General features: G+C 44.2%; 23 protein-coding genes. 22 read left to right on the forward strand and 1 reads right to left on the reverse strand.

The features are described 5' to 3' along the window. Positions 1-12: 12 nt before the first annotated feature. The 16 genes from OCV61_RS01750 to OCV61_RS01825 all read left to right on the forward strand — a co-directional run bounded on the left by OCV61_RS01750 (position 13) and on the right by OCV61_RS01825 (position 13,637). Positions 13-993, forward strand: coding sequence for an RnfABCDGE type electron transport complex subunit D (locus OCV61_RS01750; RefSeq protein ID WP_158420349.1), 981 nt, complete (start codon positions 13-15; stop codon positions 991-993). Next, positions 986-1,612, forward strand: a complete 627-nt coding sequence (locus tag OCV61_RS01755) for an RnfABCDGE type electron transport complex subunit G (RefSeq protein WP_158420350.1) — start codon at positions 986-988, stop codon at positions 1,610-1,612. Before OCV61_RS01750 ends, OCV61_RS01755 begins: the two co-directional genes overlap by 8 nt. Then, positions 1,612-2,334, forward strand: a complete 723-nt coding sequence (gene rsxE / locus OCV61_RS01760; RefSeq protein WP_158420351.1) for an electron transport complex subunit RsxE — start codon at positions 1,612-1,614, stop codon at positions 2,332-2,334. Before OCV61_RS01755 ends, rsxE begins: the two co-directional genes overlap by 1 nt. Beyond that, positions 2,331-2,906, forward strand: a complete 576-nt coding sequence (gene rsxA, locus OCV61_RS01765; protein WP_158420352.1) for an electron transport complex subunit RsxA — start codon at positions 2,331-2,333, stop codon at positions 2,904-2,906. Before rsxE ends, rsxA begins: the two co-directional genes overlap by 4 nt. Positions 2,907-2,918: 12 nt before the next feature. Next, positions 2,919-3,716 (forward strand): RnfABCDGE type electron transport complex subunit B, encoded by a 798-nt coding sequence (locus OCV61_RS01770; RefSeq protein WP_158420353.1) that lies wholly within the window; start codon positions 2,919-2,921, stop codon positions 3,714-3,716. A gap of 177 nt (positions 3,717-3,893) precedes the next feature. Continuing rightward, positions 3,894-4,502, forward strand: a complete 609-nt coding sequence (ruvA, locus tag OCV61_RS01775; protein WP_158420354.1) for a Holliday junction branch migration protein RuvA — start codon at positions 3,894-3,896, stop codon at positions 4,500-4,502. A 24-nt stretch (positions 4,503-4,526) separates the two neighbouring features. After that, positions 4,527-5,531 (forward strand): Holliday junction branch migration DNA helicase RuvB, encoded by a 1,005-nt coding sequence (gene ruvB, locus OCV61_RS01780; protein WP_158420355.1) that lies wholly within the window; start codon positions 4,527-4,529, stop codon positions 5,529-5,531. 120 nt (positions 5,532-5,651) lie between these two features. Beyond that, positions 5,652-6,059 carry a cell division protein ZapA gene (locus OCV61_RS01785; RefSeq protein ID WP_158420356.1) on the forward strand — a complete coding sequence of 136 codons (408 nt, stop codon included), beginning with the start codon at positions 5,652-5,654 and terminating at the stop codon, positions 6,057-6,059. Between the two features lie 52 nt (positions 6,060-6,111). Beyond that, the gene (locus tag OCV61_RS01790; protein WP_158420357.1) at positions 6,112-8,313 is read left to right on the forward strand and encodes a peptidase U32 family protein; all 2,202 of its coding nucleotides are present in this window, start codon (positions 6,112-6,114) and stop codon (positions 8,311-8,313) included. 6 nt (positions 8,314-8,319) lie between these two features. Continuing rightward, entirely contained in the window at positions 8,320-9,690 is a 1,371-nt protein-coding gene (locus OCV61_RS01795) for an FtsW/RodA/SpoVE family cell cycle protein (RefSeq protein WP_158420358.1), read from the forward strand. After that, a complete protein-coding gene (locus OCV61_RS01800) occupies positions 9,608-11,095 on the forward strand; it encodes a peptidoglycan D,D-transpeptidase FtsI family protein (RefSeq protein WP_158420359.1) in 1,488 nt (495 codons plus the stop codon). The genes OCV61_RS01795 and OCV61_RS01800 overlap by 83 nt, the downstream gene beginning before the upstream one ends. A gap of 80 nt (positions 11,096-11,175) precedes the next feature. After that, positions 11,176-11,631, forward strand: coding sequence for an NUDIX hydrolase (locus OCV61_RS01805; protein WP_158420360.1), 456 nt, complete (start codon positions 11,176-11,178; stop codon positions 11,629-11,631). A gap of 103 nt (positions 11,632-11,734) precedes the next feature. Continuing rightward, a complete protein-coding gene (locus OCV61_RS01810) occupies positions 11,735-12,046 on the forward strand; it encodes a hypothetical protein (protein WP_158420361.1) in 312 nt (103 codons plus the stop codon). Between the two features lie 4 nt (positions 12,047-12,050). Then, positions 12,051-13,046 carry a DUF2953 domain-containing protein gene (locus OCV61_RS01815; protein ID WP_158420362.1) on the forward strand — a complete coding sequence of 332 codons (996 nt, stop codon included), beginning with the start codon at positions 12,051-12,053 and terminating at the stop codon, positions 13,044-13,046. Further along, complete coding sequence (locus tag OCV61_RS01820; protein ID WP_158420363.1) at positions 13,036-13,404, forward strand: GerW family sporulation protein; 369 nt, start codon at positions 13,036-13,038, stop codon at positions 13,402-13,404. Before OCV61_RS01815 ends, OCV61_RS01820 begins: the two co-directional genes overlap by 11 nt. A gap of 95 nt (positions 13,405-13,499) precedes the next feature. Beyond that, on the forward strand, positions 13,500-13,637 hold the full coding sequence (locus OCV61_RS01825; RefSeq protein WP_173726589.1) for a hypothetical protein: 138 nt from the start codon (positions 13,500-13,502) through the stop codon (positions 13,635-13,637). A 108-nt stretch (positions 13,638-13,745) separates the two neighbouring features. Here the strand turns inward: OCV61_RS01825 and rpmB are convergent, their stop codons facing one another. Next, positions 13,746-13,931: a 50S ribosomal protein L28 gene (gene rpmB / locus OCV61_RS01830; RefSeq protein ID WP_158420364.1), complete on the reverse strand. Its 186-nt coding sequence runs from the start codon at positions 13,929-13,931 to the stop codon at positions 13,746-13,748. A gap of 268 nt (positions 13,932-14,199) precedes the next feature. Here rpmB and OCV61_RS01835 point away from each other — a divergent pair, with 268 nt between their 5' ends. The 6 genes from OCV61_RS01835 to OCV61_RS18735 form a co-directional block, all read left to right on the forward strand. Then, complete coding sequence (locus OCV61_RS01835; RefSeq protein ID WP_158420365.1) at positions 14,200-14,559, forward strand: Asp23/Gls24 family envelope stress response protein; 360 nt, start codon at positions 14,200-14,202, stop codon at positions 14,557-14,559. A gap of 21 nt (positions 14,560-14,580) precedes the next feature. Then, entirely contained in the window at positions 14,581-16,254 is a 1,674-nt protein-coding gene (locus tag OCV61_RS01840) for a DAK2 domain-containing protein (protein WP_158420366.1), read from the forward strand. Between the two features lie 24 nt (positions 16,255-16,278). Then, a complete protein-coding gene (gene recG, locus OCV61_RS01845) occupies positions 16,279-18,333 on the forward strand; it encodes an ATP-dependent DNA helicase RecG (RefSeq protein ID WP_158420367.1) in 2,055 nt (684 codons plus the stop codon). A gap of 367 nt (positions 18,334-18,700) precedes the next feature. Next, positions 18,701-19,195, forward strand: coding sequence for a DUF6465 family protein (locus tag OCV61_RS01850; protein WP_158420368.1), 495 nt, complete (start codon positions 18,701-18,703; stop codon positions 19,193-19,195). Between the two features lie 259 nt (positions 19,196-19,454). Continuing rightward, entirely contained in the window at positions 19,455-19,862 is a 408-nt protein-coding gene (gene tnpA / locus OCV61_RS01855) for an IS200/IS605 family transposase (protein ID WP_158420369.1), read from the forward strand. Further along, positions 19,859-20,028, forward strand: a 170-nt coding sequence (locus OCV61_RS18735; protein WP_158420370.1) for a helix-turn-helix domain-containing protein, incomplete at its 3' end; no start/stop codon positions are given. The genes tnpA and OCV61_RS18735, both read left to right, overlap by 4 nt.

Genomic DNA, 20,028 nt, shown 5'->3' on the forward strand with positions numbered 1-20,028 from the left:
GGGGCATACATTATGGGAGAAATGTTACATGTGTCATCCAATCCTCATGTAAGAGACAGGATGACAACAGCAAAAATAATGCAGATGGTATTTGTGGCACTGCTTCCGGCAGCTGCAGTAGGTGTATGGAATTTTGGACTTAGGGCTCTCCTTGTGCTGTGTGTGTCTGTTTTGTCAGCAGTCTGTTCAGAGTGGGTTTACGATCATTTCATGCATAAACCTAACACAGTAAAGGATTGGAGTGCAGCTGTTACAGGACTTTTGCTTGGCATGAATATGCCGGTTTCCATTCCTTTATGGATACCGGTGCTTGGAAGCGTTTTTGCAATTATTGTTGTAAAGCAGCTGTTTGGAGGATTAGGACAGAACTTTATGAATCCTGCTCTGGCTGCCAGATGTTTCCTGTTGATTTCTTTTTCTGCAAGGATGACAGACTTTTCTGTTTCAGACAGTTTTAAGGGAGTGGTGGATACTGTGACAGGTGCTACACCACTGGCAGCATTAAAGGATCATGGGTTTGTTTCTGGGTCTGTTCCTATCAGGAATCTTTTTGTGGGAAATATACAGGGAACCATTGGCGAGACTTCTGCACTGGCGATCCTTTTGGGTGCAGTGATCCTTCTTACCTTTAAGGTGATCGATCTGAAGATCCCGCTTACATATCTGGGTACATTTTCTGTTTTTGTAGTCCTGTACCTTTGCTTTTCAGGAAAGGGCTTTGATATGAATTATCTGCTTAGTGAACTGTTTTCCGGCGGTCTGATGCTAGGTGCATGGTTCATGGCAACTGATTATGTAACATCGCCGATCACGCAAAAGGGGCAGTATGTATACGGTATCTGTCTGGGTATTGTTACCGGTGTGTTCCGCCTGTTTGGCGCTTCAGCAGAGGGTGTTTCCTATGCGATCATTTTCTGCAATCTTCTTGTGCCGCAGATCGAACGTTTTACCTGTCCTACCGCCTTTGGAAAAGGAGGGAAAAAACATGAGTAACAGAATCGTAAAAGATGCCATTGCCCTGACTGTGATCACATTGATCTCAGGTCTTCTCCTGGGATTGGTTCATGATATTACTGCGGATCCTATTGCAAAGCAGGAAGCCAAAGAAAAGTCAGAGGCCTATAAAGCTGTTTTTGCAGATGCAGCTTCTTTTGAAACTTTAACCGATACAGAGGATCCGGATCTGGAAGCTTATCTGGATGATCAGGGATATCCAGGTGAAAGCATCAACGAAGTAATGCTTGCAAAGGATGATTCAGGTAATGTCCTTGGTTATGCGTTTACCATTACCACATCTGAAGGATATGGCGGAGATATTAAATTTGCTATGGGAGTAAAGGACGATGGTACTATGACAGGTATTTCCTTCCTTTCTATCAGCGAGACTGCAGGCATGGGTATGCGTGCAGATACGGACGACTTTAAAGACCAGTTCAAGGACAGAAAGACAGAGAAGATCACATATACCAAGACCGGAGCAGCCGGGGCTGATCAGATCGATGCATTAAGCGGTGCTACTATTACTACAAATGCCATGACAAACGGCGTAAATGCCGGACTGTGTGCTTATCGTTATGAGATGCAGCTGGCAGGAGAGGGGGACAATCAGTGATGAAACAGAATTCGCCTTCAGAACGGCTTTATAACGGAATCATAAAAGAAAACCCTACATTTGTGCTGCTGCTGGGCATGTGTCCAACACTGGCAATCACCACCTCAGCTGTGAATGGTATTGGTATGGGGCTTACCACCACAGTGATCCTGGCGGCCTCCAATCTGATGATCTCCCTTCTGCGTAATTTCATTCCAGACAGAGTCAGGATGCCTGCATATATTGTTGTAGTTGCTTCTTTTGTTACAATTGTTCAGATGCTTCTCCAGGGCTTTATACCAACCCTTTATTCTTCCCTTGGTATTTACATTCCGCTGATCGTGGTAAACTGTATCATCCTTGGAAGGGCAGAGGCCTATGCATCCAAGAATCCGCCGGTTGCATCCCTGTTTGACGGCATTGGTATGGGACTTGGTTTCACGGTAAGTATTACCTGCATCGGCGCAGTGAGGGAGCTGATTGGCGCAGGTGCTCTTTTCGGACATCAGATCATCCCACTGGCAGATGCGGCAGGTAAAGGCGGCTATCAGCCGGTTACCATCTTTGTTCTTGCACCAGGTGCATTTTTTGTACTTGCAGCCCTTTCGGCCATCCAGAATAAATTTAAGATTGGTGCTGCAAAGCGGGGAATCGATCCAAGTAATTCCGGTTCTGGATGCGGCGGCGGATGTGCTGCCTGCGGCAATACCATGTGCAGTGGGAAGGGAGGCAAAGAATCATGAAAGAAATGCTTTTGATCATTGTAAGTGCAGCGCTTGTTAATAATGTGGTACTTAGCCAATTCCTTGGGCTTTGTGCATTCCTTGGTGTGTCCAAGACTACAAATACAGCTGCAGGAATGGGCGGCGCTGTTATTTTTGTTATCACATTGTCTTCCTTTGTTACAAGCCTGATCTACAAGTTCATTCTTGTACCGCTGGATCTGACCTATCTGCAGACCATCGTATTTATCCTGATCATTGCAGCACTGGTACAGTTTGTGGAGATGTTTCTGAAAAAAAACATGACGGCCCTCTATAAGGCACTAGGTGTGTATCTTCCGCTGATTACTACCAACTGTGCAGTTCTTGGTGTGGCCCTGATCAATGTACAGAAGGATTACGGGATCCTTCAGGGAACTGTAAACGGATTTGCCACTGCAGTGGGATTTACGATCTCCATTGTACTTATGGCCGGTATCCGTGAGAAAATTGCATATAACAACATTCCAAAGTCATTCCAGGGCTTTCCTATCGTGCTGATCACAGCCGGTCTTATGGCCATTGCATTCTTTGGATTTTCCGGACTGATTTAAGGAGGGTGTAAGATGAATATTGGGGCGATTGTAACAGCAACTGTACTCGTTGCCCTTGTTGGCCTTTTTATTGGTATTTTCCTTGGGGCTGCAGGGAAGAAGTTTGCTGTGGAAGTAGATGAAAAAGAAGTTGCGATCCGGGAGGCCCTTCCTGGGAATAATTGTGGTGGATGCGGATATCCGGGCTGTGACGGTCTTGCAGCTGCCATTGCAAAAGGAGAGGCGCCAGTGAACCGTTGTCCGGTAGGCGGCGAACCGGTAGGCAAGATCATTGCCGGTATTATGGGACAGGAAGCAGGAGAAAGTATCCGCCAGACTGCATATGTAAAGTGCAAAGGTACCTGTGATAAAACAAAGGATTATTATCAGTATACCGGCGTGGAAGACTGCGAGATGATGGCTTTTGTGCCAAATGGCGGCGCTAAGATGTGCACTTATGGCTGCCTTGGCTTTGGAAGCTGCGTAAAGGTCTGTCCTTTTGATGCTATCCATGTGATCGATGGTGTGGCAGTGGTGGACCGGGAAGCCTGTAAAGCCTGTGGGAAGTGTGTGGCAAAGTGTCCAAGACATCTGATCCAGCTGATTCCATACGAACAGCAGATTTTTGTGGGATGCAGTTCCCATGCAAAGGGTAAAGCAGTAACTTCTGCTTGTGATGTAGGCTGTATTGGCTGTAAGAAATGCGAGAAGACCTGCCCGAATGGAGCTGTCACTGTAACAGATTTCTGCGCACAGATCGATCCTGACAAATGTACGGGATGCGGTCAATGTAAAGAAGTCTGTCCAAGAGGGATCATCCGGCAATCCTAACAAAATAGCTGTAACATGAAAGACCGTCCTGCTAAGCTGTGGGGCGGTCTTTCATATGAATTCAGGGATTGAGGAACTTGAGGCAGATTTGTCTGCTTTGTTTTATCGAATGGATGTTTGCACTTTTTCCTGACCTGTGGTATGATAAAACAAATTTATGGATTTAAGGAGCACTTCATGATTTCATTTGTTAAGGGAAAAGCAGCAGATATGACAGAAACATCTGTGATCCTTGAGAATCATGGCATTGGCTATGAGATCTTTATGACAGGAAATGACCTTTCCAGGATCCATATGGGTGAAGAATATAAAATACATACGTATTTCCAGGTGAGGGAAGATGCTATGGTTCTTTTTGGATTTCTTCAGAAAGATGATCTTTCTATGTTCAGGCTTTTGCTTGGGGTGAATGGCATTGGCCCCAAGGGAGCTTTGGGAGTTCTGTCCGGCCTGTCTGCAGATGAACTAAGATTCGCCATTCTGGCAGATGATGCCAAGACTGTTTCTAAGGCTCCTGGCATCGGGAAAAAGACTGCCCAGAAACTGATCCTGGAACTTCGTGATAAGTTAAGCCTTGAAGAAGCCTTTGAACAGAAGCTGTCCCATGAGACCGCAGGGATAGTGGTATCCTCAGACGGCATGACGGATGCCAAAAGAGAAGCGGTAGAAGCATTGACAGCCTTGGGATACAGCAGCACAGAGGCTTATGCGGCAGTGCGATCTGTTGCAGGGGTGGATCTGGAGAATGTGGAAGAGATTCTGAAAGCAGCTCTTAAGAATTTCTGACGTCAGATAAGGGGAATATAAGAAATGGAGAACAGGATCATTACCACAGATGTAACAGAAGAAGATTATACGCTGGAAGGAAGCCTTCGTCCAAGGACCCTGGAGGAGTACATCGGACAGGAAAAAACCAAAAATACCCTGCGGATATACATAGAAGCAGCAAAGCAAAGACATGATGCTTTGGATCACGTATTGTTTTACGGTCCTCCGGGACTTGGAAAGACTACACTTTCCGGTATTATTGCCAATGAAATGGGCACCCACCTGAAGGTGACGTCAGGGCCGGCTATTGAGAAGCCGGGTGAGATGGCGGCTATACTGAATAATCTTCAGGAAGGGGATGTATTGTTTGTAGATGAAATCCACAGGCTGAACCGGCAGGTGGAGGAGGTTCTTTATCCTGCTATGGAGGACTTTGCCATTGATATTATGATCGGTAAGGGGGCGTCGGCCAGATCCATCCGTCTGGATCTTCCCAGGTTTACACTGGTAGGAGCCACCACAAGGGCAGGCCTTTTATCGGCACCTTTACGGGATCGTTTTGGGGTGGTGCATCATCTGGAGTTTTACAGCCAGCAGGAGCTGACAACTATTGTAATTCGTTCTGCACAGGTACTTGGAGTAGAAATTGATCCAAAGGGAGCTGCTGAGATTGCCAAGCGATCCAGAGGTACTCCCCGTCTTGCTAACCGCCTTTTGAAAAGGGTCAGGGATTTTGCTCAGGTAAAATATGACGGAAGGATCACACTGGAAGTGGCGAATTTTGCACTGGACTTGTTAGAAGTGGATTCCTATGGACTGGATAAGCTGGATCGACGGATCCTTCAGACTATGATCCGTAATTTTCAGGGAGGTCCTGTGGGTCTGGAAACACTGGCAGCAGCCATAGGAGAAGATGCAGGTACACTGGAGGATGTATATGAGCCTTATCTTCTGCAGAATGGATTTCTTGGAAGAACCCCAAGAGGGCGTATTGCAACTGCCGCAGCTTATGAACATCTGGGGTATCCCATACCATCCGAAAAATAATGCTATACATTTTTACACATTTCGATTATAATAGAACGGCAGAAGTGCCAAAAAGAGAAATTATTCCATTTATATTGGTTAAATGATTACAGATAGAAGAAAAGCAGGAGGCTTGTACGGATGGCGGTCAAAAATACGGCGCAGGTTATTATCGGCGGGAAAATCATTACATTGGGAGGTTACGAATCTTCTGAGTATTTTCAGCAGGTTGCGAATTATATGAACAGAAAGCTGTCAGAGCTTAGCGAGATGCCAGGTTATAGCAGACAGCCCATGGAGACGAAGCATACCCTTCTCAGCCTGAATATTACAGATGATTATTTTAAGGCAAGAAAGCAGGTAGAGACTTATGAACAGGATCTGCAGCAGAAGGATCAGGAGATGTATGATCTGAAGCATGAACTGATTTCGCTGAAAATGCAGATGGAGGAAGCCAGAAAGACAGAGCAGGATGCGATTGACCAGAAGAACCGTCTGGAAGGCAAAGTAAAGGAACTGGAAAAAGAACTGGATGAAATGCTGAAATAAGAACGAGGGGGATTGCTTACAGGTAATCCTCTTTTTTATAGGAGGGAGCATATTGGGTCAGGACAGAAAGATAGAACTGCTGGCACCGGCAGGCTCGTATCAGGGCTTTGAAGCGGCTTTGGGCGCAGGTGCAGATGCAGTATATGTGGGAGGCACCAGGTTTGGAGCCAGAGCCTATGCCAGAAATTTTTCAGATGAAGAACTGCTTCAGGCAATTGATACAGCACATATTTATGGGAAAAAGCTGTATCTTACAGTGAATACCCTTTTAAAGAATAAAGAACTTTATGAGGAATTGATCCCGTATCTTCAGCCTTTTTACCAGGCTGGGCTGGACGGAGTGATCATACAGGATTTTGGAGTTTTTACAGCATTAAAAGAAGCTTTTCCCCTGCTTCATCTTCATGCCAGCACCCAGATGGCAGTAACAGGACCTAAGGGGATGAGATTTCTTGAACAGCAGGGAGCGGTCAGAGTGGTGGCAGCCAGGGAGCTGACCCTTAAAGAACTGGAAAAAATGCATCAGGAAAGCAACCTGGAGATCGAAGCATTTGTACATGGGGCTTTATGCTACAGCTATTCCGGCCAGTGTCTGATGAGCAGTATTCTTGGCGGCAGAAGCGGTAACAGAGGCAGATGTGCACAGCCCTGTCGCCTTCCTTATGATACCTCCCTGGACGGAAGAAAGAATTATAAAGGTAAAGGCCAGATGTGCCCGTTAAGCCTGAAAGATATCTGTACCATTGAGATATTACCGGAGATCCTGGAAGCAGGAGTGACTTCTCTTAAGATAGAAGGACGGATGAAACAGCCGGAGTATACAGCAGGAGTGACGGCTGTATACAGGAAATATCTGGATCTTCTGGAAAAGAATGGAAAAGAATCCTATCATGTGGAAGAAAAAGACAGGAAATATCTGCTGGATCTGTTTAATAGGGGCGGATCTTGTACAGGATATTATAAAATGCAGGGCGGACCTTCCATGATGGCCTTTTCCAATGAGAAGAAAACAGGGGAGGTTTCCCTGAATCTAAGAAAAAGTAAAGAAAAAATTTATGGGAATTTAATACTTTTTCCCGGAAGTCCTGTTATACTGGAAATAACCTGCCAGGGTAAGAAGGTAACAGTCTCTGGCGGAGAGGTTCAGTATGCGAGAAATAATCCTATGGCACAGGAGCGGATCCGGCAGCAGATGGAGAAGCTGGGAAATACACCGTTTGTCTGGGGAGATCTTAAGATCCAGATGGAGGACAGTATTTTTGTGCCTATGAGTGCATTGAACCAGATTCGCAGGGATGCGCTTACCAAGCTTCAGGAAGAATTGCTTAAGCCCTACCGCCGCAGCCTTACAGGAAAGCTTCCCTCTGCTTTGACAGACAGTCAGAAGAGCATATTTCACTCTCCGGGGATCAGTGTATCTTGTGAAGACAGGGATACTGCACAGGCACTTTTGAAGACTGGTGGTTTTCAAGGCATGTACCTGCCTTTTGATCTGATGGAATTTTTCCTTGATAAAGGAGTCAGAGCAGGGATTTCCATGTATCTTGCCCTGCCTTATATTACCAGAGGTCAGATGCCAGATATAGTGCAGGAGAAGATACCAGGCTGGCTTGCAAAGGGGATGAAAGGATTCCTGGTACGTAATCTGGAATCTTATGCCATGCTTTCCGAAATGGGATATGGAGAAAAATGCAGGATCGACCATACTCTTTATACCTGGAACAATCAGGCTGTGGATTTCTGGAGAGCGCAGAAGGTGCTTGGCAATACGGTCCCCTTGGAATTAAATCAGGGAGAATTGGGACACAGGGATAATCAAGGCAGTGAGATGCTGGTTTATGGTTATCTGCCACTGATGTATTCTGCACAGTGTGTCCGCAGGAATGTATATAGCTGTAAGAAAACTGACTGCACACAGCAGAAAATAAAGAAAGACAGGGCAGATGTATATCTGAAGGATCGATATGAGAATCTGTTTCCTGTTGTATGTGAATGCGATCCCTGGAAAACAGGAAATACAGAAAAAAATCTGCCCTGTTATAATATCATTTACAATACACTTCCTTTTGGACTTCTGAAAGAAAGCAGGCAGGTAAAGAATCTGGGGATAGATTCAGTGCGGCTTTCCTTTACCATGGAGTCTCCTGGTGAAGCGGTCCATATTCTGAAGGATTTTACAGCTGCTTACAGGGATGGACAAGATGTGCCGGACCGGAAGTTTACAAAAGGACATTTTAAAAGAGGAGCCCAGTAAAGGCCTATGATTAATATTATTGTTGAACTGTCAAAATATGTGATCCTGACTTTGATGATCGTATATACCTTTCATTGCTTTTATATGGTAAGAAGACAGGATCAGGAAGAGCGGCGGGAGATGCTTACCAGGCAGCTGATGCTTATTTTCTTTATTGATTTTACAGCATTTCTTGTGATCTATCTGAAAACCTTTGATTTCAGCGTGATCCTGTTTTATGTGGAGATGATGGTTTATTTTGCACTGATCCAGATTCTGTACCGGATCATCTACAAGAATGCGTCGCTGCTTCTACTGAATAATATGTGTATGCTGTTAAGCATTGGATTTGTTATGCTTTGCCGGCTGGATATCAAGTCTGCCAATAAGCAGCTACTGATCGTAGCAGCAGGCAGTGTGGTATCTCTTCTGATACCGGTTATGATCCGCAAGATGAAATTTCTTAAGAATCTGACCTGGGTATATGCAGGGATTGGTGTTGTGCTTCTGGCAGCTGTTTTTCTTCTGGCAAAGACCAGCTACGGGGCCAAGCTATCCCTGATGGGGATCCAGCCATCAGAGGCCATTAAGCTTTCTTTTGTATTTTTCATGGCATCTCTTTTATGGAGGGATGTGAACCTGAAAAAGGTGATCCAGGCCACTGTGATCGCAGGCATTCACGTAGGGATCCTTGTACTGTCCAAGGACCTTGGAAGTGCAATGATCTTCTTTACTGCCTATCTGGTGATGATCTATGTAGCTACCAAAAGCCCGGCACTTCTGGGAATCGGAGTTGCAGGAGGAAGCGGGGCGGCAGTGGTTGCTTATTTCCTGTTCGGCCATGTGCGCCAGAGAGTGAGCGCATGGAAGGATCCTATGGCTGTTTACAAGAATGAAGGATACCAAATCGTTCAGTCTTTGTTTGCCATTGGGACAGGCGGATGGTTTGGGATGGGGCTGTGCCAGGGTTCCCCTGAAAAGATTCCGGTAGTAAAGAATGACTTTATTTTCAGCGCCATATGTGAGGAACTGGGCGGCATATTTGCAATCTGCCTGATTCTTGTATGCATGAGCTTTTTCCTGATGATCCTGAATATTGCACTGCAGATCAAGAATCCTTTTTATAAGCTGATCGCACTTGGACTTGGTACGGAATATGCCTGCCAGGTATTCCTGACCATTGGCGGTGTTACCAAATTTATCCCTATGACCGGAGTTACCCTGCCTTTGGTGGCTTATGGAGGAAGTTCTGTAGTAAGTACCCTCCTTATGATTGCCATTATCCAGGGAATATATATTTACAGAGAAGACGAGGATGAAGAAATTGAGAGATTCCGAAAAGAAGCGGCAAAGAGAGCTAGAGAAAGAATACAGGCGCAAAGAGAAGGAGATTACTAAGAAAAAGAAGAAAAGAAATCGGGAATATGCCTTTGTTTCTTATTTCTTTGCAGCTGTTTTTTTCAGTATGATCGCATATCTGATCTATTTTAATTCTGTGAAAAGTGACGATTTTATCAATAGTCCGTACAATACCAGACAGGACACTTTTTCAGACCGTGTGGTAAGAGGAAAGATCTTGTCCGCAGACGGACAGGTACTTGCACAGACCAATGTGGCTGAGGACGGTACAGAAGAACGGTATTATCCTTTTTCCAATATGTTTGCCCATGTGATCGGGTATGATACCAATGGCAAGAGCGGGCTGGAGTCTGAGGCTAATTTCTCGCTTTTAAGTTCCCATGCCTTTTTTCTGGATCAGATGAAGAATCAGTTCCTGAACCAGAAGAATATGGGAGATACTGTAGTCTCCACGTTAGATTCCAGATTACAGCAGACTGCCTACAATGCCCTTGGTGACAGGAGAGGGGCAGTGGTCGTTTTGGAGGCTTCTACAGGTAAGATCCTGGCAGAGGTAAGCAGACCTGATTTCGATCCCAACACATTGTCACAGAACTGGGATATACTTGTAAATGATGAGAATGACAGCAGTCTTTTGAACAGGGCTACCAATGGAGCCTATCCTCCAGGGTCAACCTTCAAGATTGTAACTGCTCTTGATTATTTCCGCTCAAAAGGCACCTTTGAAGGATATTCTTATCTGTGTCAGGGAAGTATTACAGTAGGAGACCATAGCATTCAGTGTTATCATGGCCATGTACATGGACAGGAAGATTTTTACAGTGCATTTGCAAATTCCTGTAATTGTGCTTTTGCAGATATAGGGATCAGTCTGGGAGGTTCATCCATCAGAAATACTGCCGAGGATCTTTTGTTTAATAAGGCACTTCCTCTTAATTCCTACAGGAAGAGCAGCTTTACCCTGGATGGAAAGTCTGGCACTTCTACAGTGATGCAGACCGCCATCGGCCAGGGCGAAACACTGGTTTCCCCTATGCATATGGCACTGATCACAGCTGCAGTGGCTAATAATGGTGTGCTGATGAAGCCTTATCTGATCGACCGGATCGAGAATGATTCCGGTGATCTGGTGAAAAGAACACAGAGCAGTACCTACAAAAGGCTGATGTCTTCCAATGAGGCCAATCTTCTTGGGAAAATGATGCGCCAGGTAGTGACTTCAGGTACAGCTTCTGCGTTGAATGGCAGGTCCTATACTGTTGCCGGCAAGACAGGGTCTGCAGAGTTTAATGAGCAGGGAGACAGCCATTCCTGGTTTGTTGGTTATACGAATGTAGATAATCCGGAACTTGTGATCGCGGTGATCGTTGAGAATGGCGGAGCAGGAAGTGAAGCTGCAGTGCCTATCGCGGGACAGGTTTTCGATGCATATTATGCTTCCTGATAACTTATGGTTGCCAGTATTCTAAAAAAGAGGTATACTATACAGCAGTAAAACACACGCATTACAGGAGGGATTGCAAGATGATAGAAGCAACGAGCTGTGGCGGTGTGGTAATTCATCGAGGTAAGATTCTGGCACTTTACAAATCCTACAAAAACCGTTATGAAGGATGGGTATTACCAAAGGGAACAGTGGAGCTGGGAGAAAGCCATGAGCAGACTGCTCTGCGGGAAGTAAAAGAAGAAGCAGATGTTAAGGCTTCCATTGTAAAATATATCGGGAAAAGCCAGTATAATTTTACAGTTCCGGAAGATATGGTAAGTAAAGAAGTACACTGGTATCTTATGACGGCTGATAATTATCATAGCAAGCCTCAAAGAGAAGAGTTCTTCGTGGATTCCGGCTATTACAAGTTTCATGAGATTTACCATTTGCTGCGTTTTTCCAATGAGAAGCAGATCGTAGAAAAGGCATACCAGGAGTATCTGGAGATGCGAAGTGCAGGTCTGTGGGCAAGAGGACAGAAATATTTTTAAAGGAGGGACTGCTGCATCCGTGATCAGATCCGTGCAGCAGTCCCTGTTTAGATCATGGATAATATGGGTATGCTCAGATTACAGATAAAGGGGTGACAGGCTTATGCCAAAATGGATCACAGACTATTATATAGGAGCAGGGATCAAGCATCCCAAGAAGACCCGTAAGAAGATTGATGCAGGGCACCTTACAGTAGATGTATACCTGATCACTTTGTCAGAGAATCCAGGCAATCTTCTGGAGATCATCCCTGCATCTATGCTGGTGCAGAAGTCATATGCCAGGATCTGCCCTACGATTGTAGGGATGGAGAAAGGCAAGGATGCGGCTATTGATATGGCAGCAGGGATCATAAAAGAGATTTATGAGACAACCGGTCATTTTCAGGTAAAAGATTATTTTAAGAACAGGTGAGCGTATGTTACATATATTATGGGCGATCATAAAGTTCATACTGATTCTGGCAGGCGTGTTGATCGGACTTGCCTTGGCAGTCATACTTCTTATACTGTTCTGTCCGGTACGTTATCGGATGTGGGGCAGCAAAGACCGGGGAAACTGGGAACATGCTAGGGGCACAGCCAGGGTTAGCTGGCTTTTAGGACTGGTATCCTTGCGGATCTGTTATCAGGATGGAAAAGAAAAACACAGTCTGAAGCTTGCTGGTATCTCGCTGTTTGGAAAAAAGAAAAAAAGAAGAAAAAAGAAGCCTGAAACTGATCAGGTACAATCAGTAACCGCCCCAAAGAAGCCTGTTTCTAAGCAGACAGATGAAATGCCATCCATGCCAACGCAAACAGAAGAAAAGCTGACAGTATCAATGCATACAGACTCAGAACAGACAGATACAGCATCAGGTAACAGAAAGGTCAAAGAACCACCTGCTCCAAAGCCTGAGAAATCTCAATCTTCACAAAGAAAAGGATTTTTCCTTGGAATCAGGGCAAAACTAAAAACAGTGCTTCAAAGGATTAGGACATTTTTTAAAAAGCTTAAAAATATCAGGCAAACATTTGCACACATCATGAAAAAGGCAAAATGGTGGATGGGCTTTTTTAGGTCAGAAGAAATGAAAGAAGCATTTGGCCTTATTAAGGAACAGTGTACAGGCCTTCTGAAACACATTTTTCCCACCAAGATCAGTGGAAACGCAGCATTCGGGTGCGAAGATCCGGCAGTAACAGGAATGATCCTTGCAGTGCTTGGCATGAGCATTCCCCTTCATAAGAACTGTATCCAGGTTTCTCCTGCTTTTGAAAATGAAGAGAGTTTTCTGGAAGGGGAAATAAACATGAAAGGACGGATCTACGGAATCGTCCTGCTGCGAACAGGAATCCGTATTTATTTTAACAAAAATATAAAGCATATCATTAACCAGTGGAAACATAAGGAGGATCTGAATTATGGAAAATGAAAACAATTTTAAAGAAACTGTCAATTCCCTGTTTAAAGGAATGGATGGCTTTGTAGCAGCTAAAACCGTTGTAGGTGATGCGATCCATGTTGGGGATACCATTATCCTTCCACTGGTAGATGTTTCCTTTGGCGTAGGTGCCGGAGCATTTGCAGGAGATAAGAAGAATAATGGCGGCGGCGGTCTGGCTGGCAAGATGAGTCCATGCGCAGTACTGGTGATCCAGAATGGTACTACAAAGCTTGTAAATGTTAAGAATCAGGACGGGCTGACTAAGGTGCTTGATATGGTTCCGGATTTTGTAAACCGCTTTGCACCGGATACAGCTGCTTCCAAAGATCAGGAAGAACAGGAGTAATAGATACTAAAACCAAAGGAAGAACAGGGGTAATAGATACTAAAATCAAAGGAACTGCATAAGATATAATAATCCCACAGAAAGAAAGGATAGAGATGAACAGACTGTTAGGACTCATCCTGTTCTTTATAGGGATCGGGATGGTCATTGGGATTCTTGTAACAGAAAGCCTGCTAGTTTTTATGGTGGCAGCCGCCTGTATGCTTTGTGGTTATCATATGTTTTGTCATTAAGCTTCATACGTTGTATATCAGGACCGCATATCTTAAAAGGGGAGTGCGGTCCTTTCACATAAAATGGCAAAAAAATACCCTCGCATCTCTGCGAGGGTAAGGTGTCATTTAGGCTCTCTCTACATTTCCGGATCTTAAGCAGGAAGTACATACGTACATCTTCTTTGAGCCGCCTTCTGTTTTAACTCTGACGGATTTCACGTTAGATTTCCACATCTTATTGGATCTTCTATGGGAATGACTCACATTGTTTCCGAAATGAGCACTTTTTTCACAAATAGCGCATTTAGCCATGATAGCACCTCCTTGACGCTTTTTTTCAACAGGTTTTATTTTAACAGATGAAATGGTCTTTTGCAAGTAAAAAAAGGAAAAATATAAAATAATTTCTTGACAAATTTATTTATCCGCTAAAAGATAGATCTATTTCTCCGTTAAAATGCCTTGAAAATAAAAGTTTTTTGATATATGATGGTACGAGTTAAAACTCTATCATTGCGAAATGATATGAAAAAGGGTATAATACAGATACACGAATATGAATTTTATGGAGGTAAACCATATGAATGGACGCATAGATTCCGGATTGGGTCAGATTGTCATTGATACAGATGTAATAGCCACATATGCCGGAAGTGTAGCAGTGGAGTGCTTCGGTATTATTGGTATGGCAGCAGTAAGCATGAAGGATGGTCTTGTTAAGCTGCTTCGCAGGGATTCCCTGAAGCATGGAATTAATGTACGGATTACTGAGGACAATAAGATTCGCCTGGATTTCCATGTTATCGTGGCATACGGTGTGAATATCAGTACGATTGCAGATAATCTTGTCAGCAATGTAAAATATAAAGTAGAAGCTTTCACTGGACTTGAGATTGAGAAGATCAACATTTTCGTAGAAGGCGTGCGTGCCATAGATTAGGATTAAGAGGAGGAACTTGTGGTGAGTAAACAGACCATAGATGCCAATGTACTTTCCAGGATGTTTCTGGCTGGTGCCAAGAACCTGGAAGCGAAGAAAGAATGGATCAACGAATTAAACGTATTTCCTGTGCCTGACGGAGATACCGGTACCAATATGACACTGACGATCATGTCTGCTGCATCTGAAGTAGGAAATATTTCCCAGATGAATATGGAGGTACTGGCAAAGGCCATTTCTTCCGGATCCTTAAGAGGCGCAAGAGGTAATTCCGGTGTGATCCTTTCTCAGCTGCTTCGTGGTTTTACAAGAGGTGTACGTATGCTGGAGGAGCTGGACGCAGTAGCGATCGCCGCAGCCATGGAGAAGGGCGTTGAGACAGCATACAAGGCAGTTATGAAGCCTAAGGAGGGCACCATCCTGACAGTGGCAAAGGAAGCAGCCATCAAGGCAGCTGAGATTGCAGAGTCAGCAGAGGATCTGGAGCCGTTTTTCCTTGAGATCTTTGATCATGCAGAGAAGACTCTTGCCAGGACACCGGATATGCTGCCTGTGCTGAAAGAGGCAGGCGTTGTGGATTCCGGCGGACAGGGACTTCTTGAGGTGTTCAGAGGTGCTATTGACGGATTCCTTGGAAAAGAGATTGATTATACAGAGTTTGCAGGAACATCTGCAGGTTCGGCTGTTACAAAGATTTCTCCCCAGGCAGAAGCGGACATTAAGTTTGGCTACTGTACAGAGTTTATCATTCTTCTGGATAAGCCGCTTCCAGATGTGGAGCTTCACAGCTTCAAGAAATTCCTGAATTCCATTGGTGATTCCATTGTATTGGTAGCAGATGATGAGATCGTAAAGGTGCATGTACACACCAATCATCCGGGTCAGGCATTTGAGCGTGCACTTACCTATGGTGCGCTTTCCCGTATGAAGATCGATAACATGCGCGAAGAGCATCAGGAGAAGCTGATCAAGGATGCAGAGAAGCTTGCCAGGGAGCAGGAAGAAGCAGAAGCAGCAAAAGAAACAAAGCCGGCCAAGGAAGTAGGATTTATTTCCGTATCCGTAGGAAGCGGACTTTCTGCTATCTTCAAGGATCTTGGAGTTGACTATCTGATCGAAGGCGGACAGACCATGAATCCAAGCACAGAAGATATGCTGAATGCCATTGATCAGGTAAATGCAAAAACCATTTATATTTTACCTAATAACAAGAATATTGTTCTGGCTGCCAATCAGGCAAGGGATCTGACAGAGGACAAGACCATTATTGTTGTGCCTACAAAGACCATTCCACAGGGTATTTCAGCTTTGATCAGCTTTGTGCCTGAGAAGAGTCCGGAAGAGAATCTGGAAGCAATGACAGAAGCGATCTCTATGGTACAAACAGGCCAGATCACTTATGCAGTGCGTGATACCAGACTGGATGAGAAAGAGATCCATGAAGGGGATATAATGGGTATTGGAGATCATGGTATCCTGGCAGTAGGCAAAGGACGTACCAATGTAGCAAAAGATACGGTTGCTGCAATGGATACAGAGGATGCAGAAGTGATCAGTATTTACTTTGGTGAGGATGTGCCTGAAGAAGAAGCTCAGAAGCTTGGAGAAGAGCTGGAAGCAGCATATCCGGACTGTGAAGTAGAAGTAAATATGGGTGGACAGCCTATTTACTATTACATTATTTCTGTAGAGTGATCCGGCAGACAGGAGGACAGGACAATGATGAAACCACTCCGCAGTCTGAAGGGAGTCGGGGATAAAACAGAAAAGCTTTTTCAGAAGATCGGTGTGATCACAACTGAGGATCTTCTGGAATATTTTCCGAGAAATTATGATGCATATGAAGAACCTGTTACCATCGGCAGTCTTTCCAAGGGAGAGACTGCCGCTGTTTCTGGTACGGTTATTTCCAGCGTATATGTAAATAAAGTGCGAAATCTGCAGATAGTGACAGTTACCATTGCAGATGCCACAGGAAAGCTTCCTGTGACCTGGTTTAATACGCCCTATCTTCGCTCTACCTTAAAAAGAGGCAGCAGCTTTGTATTTCGTGGTCGTGCAGTCTGGAAGCAGGGCAGGCTTTTGATGGAGCACCCGGAGATTTTTACCCATGGCGCTTATGAAGAGATCCTGCACAGCCTTCAGCCAATCTACGGACTGACTGCAGGGCTTTCCAACAAAACAATTATAAAGCTGGTACATCAGGCTTTGAATGAAGAAAGTTTGCAGGAAGAATTTCTTCCTGAAGACCTGAGGGAAAGGCTTCATCTGGCAGATCGTAATTATGCCTTGCAGACCATTCATTTTCCAAAGAACATGACAGAGCTTCTTACTGCCAGAAAGAGGCTGGTATTTGATGAGTTCCTTATGTTTATCCTGGCTGTACAGCAGCTGAAAGAAAAGACAGAAACAGCCAGGAATGCCTTTCCTATGAAGCCTGTGTGGACCACGGAGAATATTATTGATAATCTGCCCTATTCTCTTACCAGGGCTCAGATGAATGTATGGCATGAAGTGGAAAGAGATCTGTGCAGCCATTCCCTGATGTCCAGGCTGATTCAGGGAGATGTGGGAAGCGGCAAGACGATCCTTGCTTTTCTGGCAATGATCCTTACAGTGGAAAATGGATATCAGGCAGCACTGATGGTACCAACGGAGGTACTTGCCAATCAGCATTTTGAAGCATTTCAGAAGCTGCTTGACCAGCAGCAGATCATTTCTTGCAGACCGGTTCTTCTTACTGGATCTGTAACTGCTGCATCCAAGCGCAAGATCTATCAGGCCATAGATTCAGGGGAGGCCAATGTGATCATCGGCACCCATGCCCTGATCCAGGAAAAAGTAACCTATCAGAATCTGGGGCTTGTGATTACAGATGAGCAGCACCGATTCGGGGTTAAGCAAAGAGAGGCGCTGACAACAAGAGGTGAGTCGCCTCATGTACTAGTTATGAGTGCCACACCGATTCCAAGGACATTGGCGATTATTTTGTATGGAGATTTGGATATTTCCGTGATCGATGAACTGCCTGCAGCACGTCGTCCTATTAAGAACTGTGTGGTGGACACCTCATATCGGCCAAAAGCCTATTCTTTTATTGAGCGGCAGATACAGGAAGGCAGACAGGCGTATATCATCTGTCCTATGGTGGAAGAAAGTGAAGGGATGGATGGAGCAAATGTTACGGACTATACTGCATCTCTGAAAGCAATCCTGCCTTCTCACATTACAGTAGCTGCCCTTCACGGCAAGATGAAGCCTAAAGAAAAGAATGCTGTTATGGAGGCTTTTGCAGCAGGGCAGATCCAGGTACTTGTATCTACCACTGTAGTGGAGGTGGGGGTGAATGTGCCTAATGCTACCGTGATGATGGTGGAAAATGCAGAACGCTTCGGGCTTGCTCAGCTGCATCAGCTTCGCGGCCGGGTAGGAAGAGGTGAGTATCAGTCTTACTGCATCTTCATCCAGGGCAATGAGGAAAAAGAAACCTCTAAGCGTCTTGATATCCTGAACAAATCCAATGATGGGTTTTTTATTGCCGGAGAAGATTTAAAACTTCGTGGCCCAGGGGATCTTTTCGGGATCCGTCAAAGTGGCTTAATGGAATTTAAGATCGGCGATATTTATAATGATGCAGATGTACTGAAGATGGCCAGTGAGGCAGGAGGGCAGATCCTGGAACTGGATCCGGAGCTGGATCTGCCACAGCATGCAGGTCTGAAAAAGCATATGAGCAGCTACCTGAAAGACCATCTGGAGAATCTGGGATTGTAGAGGTGCGCAGGAGAAGTATGTCATGCAATTGCATGACGCGCACCTCGCAGCAAGAATGCCTCGGCATTCTTGAATTTTACGGATTCTAAGGCTCTGTATTCATAAAAAGTGAAAAACTGTCTGTACAAAATAAATGAAAAATTATTGAAAAACAGAAAAAAATGTGCACCCCTCCCACATATTTATTGGAAAGTAATGGTTATTTCTATAGATAATGACCGGAAAATCCATAAATTAAATACAAAATTACTGAATTTGGAACAGATAATCAGCTTTTACATGAAAAAACTCTAACTTGAAAAAAGAAAAAAACAGTAGTATCCTAGATTAGTAAAAATTAATCTTCACCTTTTAAGGAGGCTATTATATGGCTACAAAAAGAACCGTAAAGAAAGCAGAGACAATGGCTGCCAAGGCTGCTGCAAAGGCTACCGTAAAAGAGGCTGCTGTAAAACCTGTTGTTAAGGAAGCAGCAAAAGAGGTAACTGTAAAAGCTGCAGAGACAAAAGCTGAGACAGTAAAAGCAGAGCCTGCAAAAGAACCGGTTGTAAAAGAGGCTGCCAAGGTGACTACTGCAGCAAAAGAGACTGAGAAACCTGCTGCAAAGAAAACCACTGCAAGGAAAGCTCCGGCAAAGAAAGTGGTTGCCAAGAAGGAAGTTTCTGCAGATGTTTATGTTCAGTTTATGGGAAGGGAACTACTGACAAAAGAAATCGTTGCCAATGTTAAGAAAGCATGGGCAGGCATGACAGGAAAAAAAGAAGAAGACATCAAAGAGCTGCAGGTTTATGTTAAGCCTGAAGAGAACAAAGCTTACTATGTTGTTAATGGAGAGGCTGACGGTAATTACATCGATCTTTGATCCTGTTTGTTTTACACACATATTCCCGGGAAATCTTATGATTTTCCGGGATTTTTTTTTGCTAAAAATGAGAAAGTATGTTAATATTTTACGGAAAGCCTTAAGAGAATTTTAACATAATATATAGCAAGAATTCTCCTTCCTCTACAGGTGGGAGATGAATTGCATAAAAGCAAAAAGAACACTTGTTCTTCGATACGAACCATGGTATAATAGAATCAGTCGATAAAATAAATATTCGAAAAAAAGGACTGATTTTATGGAAAAAACAGATCACAATGCACATTCGGTATATTTGATGTATTATCATCTGATTATGGTGGTAAAATATCGAAGAAAAGTTATCAATGATTCAATTTCAGAAAGAGCAAAGGAAATATGGGAATATATTGCCCCGCGATATGGAATTGTTTTGGAGGAATGGAATCATGATATTGACCATGTGCATGTAATGTTTCGTGCACAGCCTAAAACGGAACTCAGTAAATTTATCAATGCTTATAAAAGTGCCAGCAGCAGGCTGCTGAAAAAAGAGTATCCGGAAATCCGGGAAAAACTTTGGAAAGAAGCATTCTGGAGCCAGAGTTTCTGCCTTTTGACGGCAGGAGGGGCACCAGTAGAAGTGATCCGAAGGTACATCGAAACCCAGGGAGAGAAAAAGTATTGAACATAGCATATCGTTTCCGAATTTATCCAACAGATGAACAGAAGATACTCTTTGGAAAAATATTTGGCTGCTGCCGCTTTCTGTACAATCAGATGCTTAATGATAAGATACAGGAGTACAAAAAGACAAAGAAAATGTTAAAAAACACACCAGCTATGTATAAAAA

Source organism: Blautia ammoniilytica (genome assembly GCF_025566965.1).
GTDB lineage: Bacteria > Bacillota > Clostridia > Lachnospirales > Lachnospiraceae > Blautia_A > Blautia_A ammoniilytica.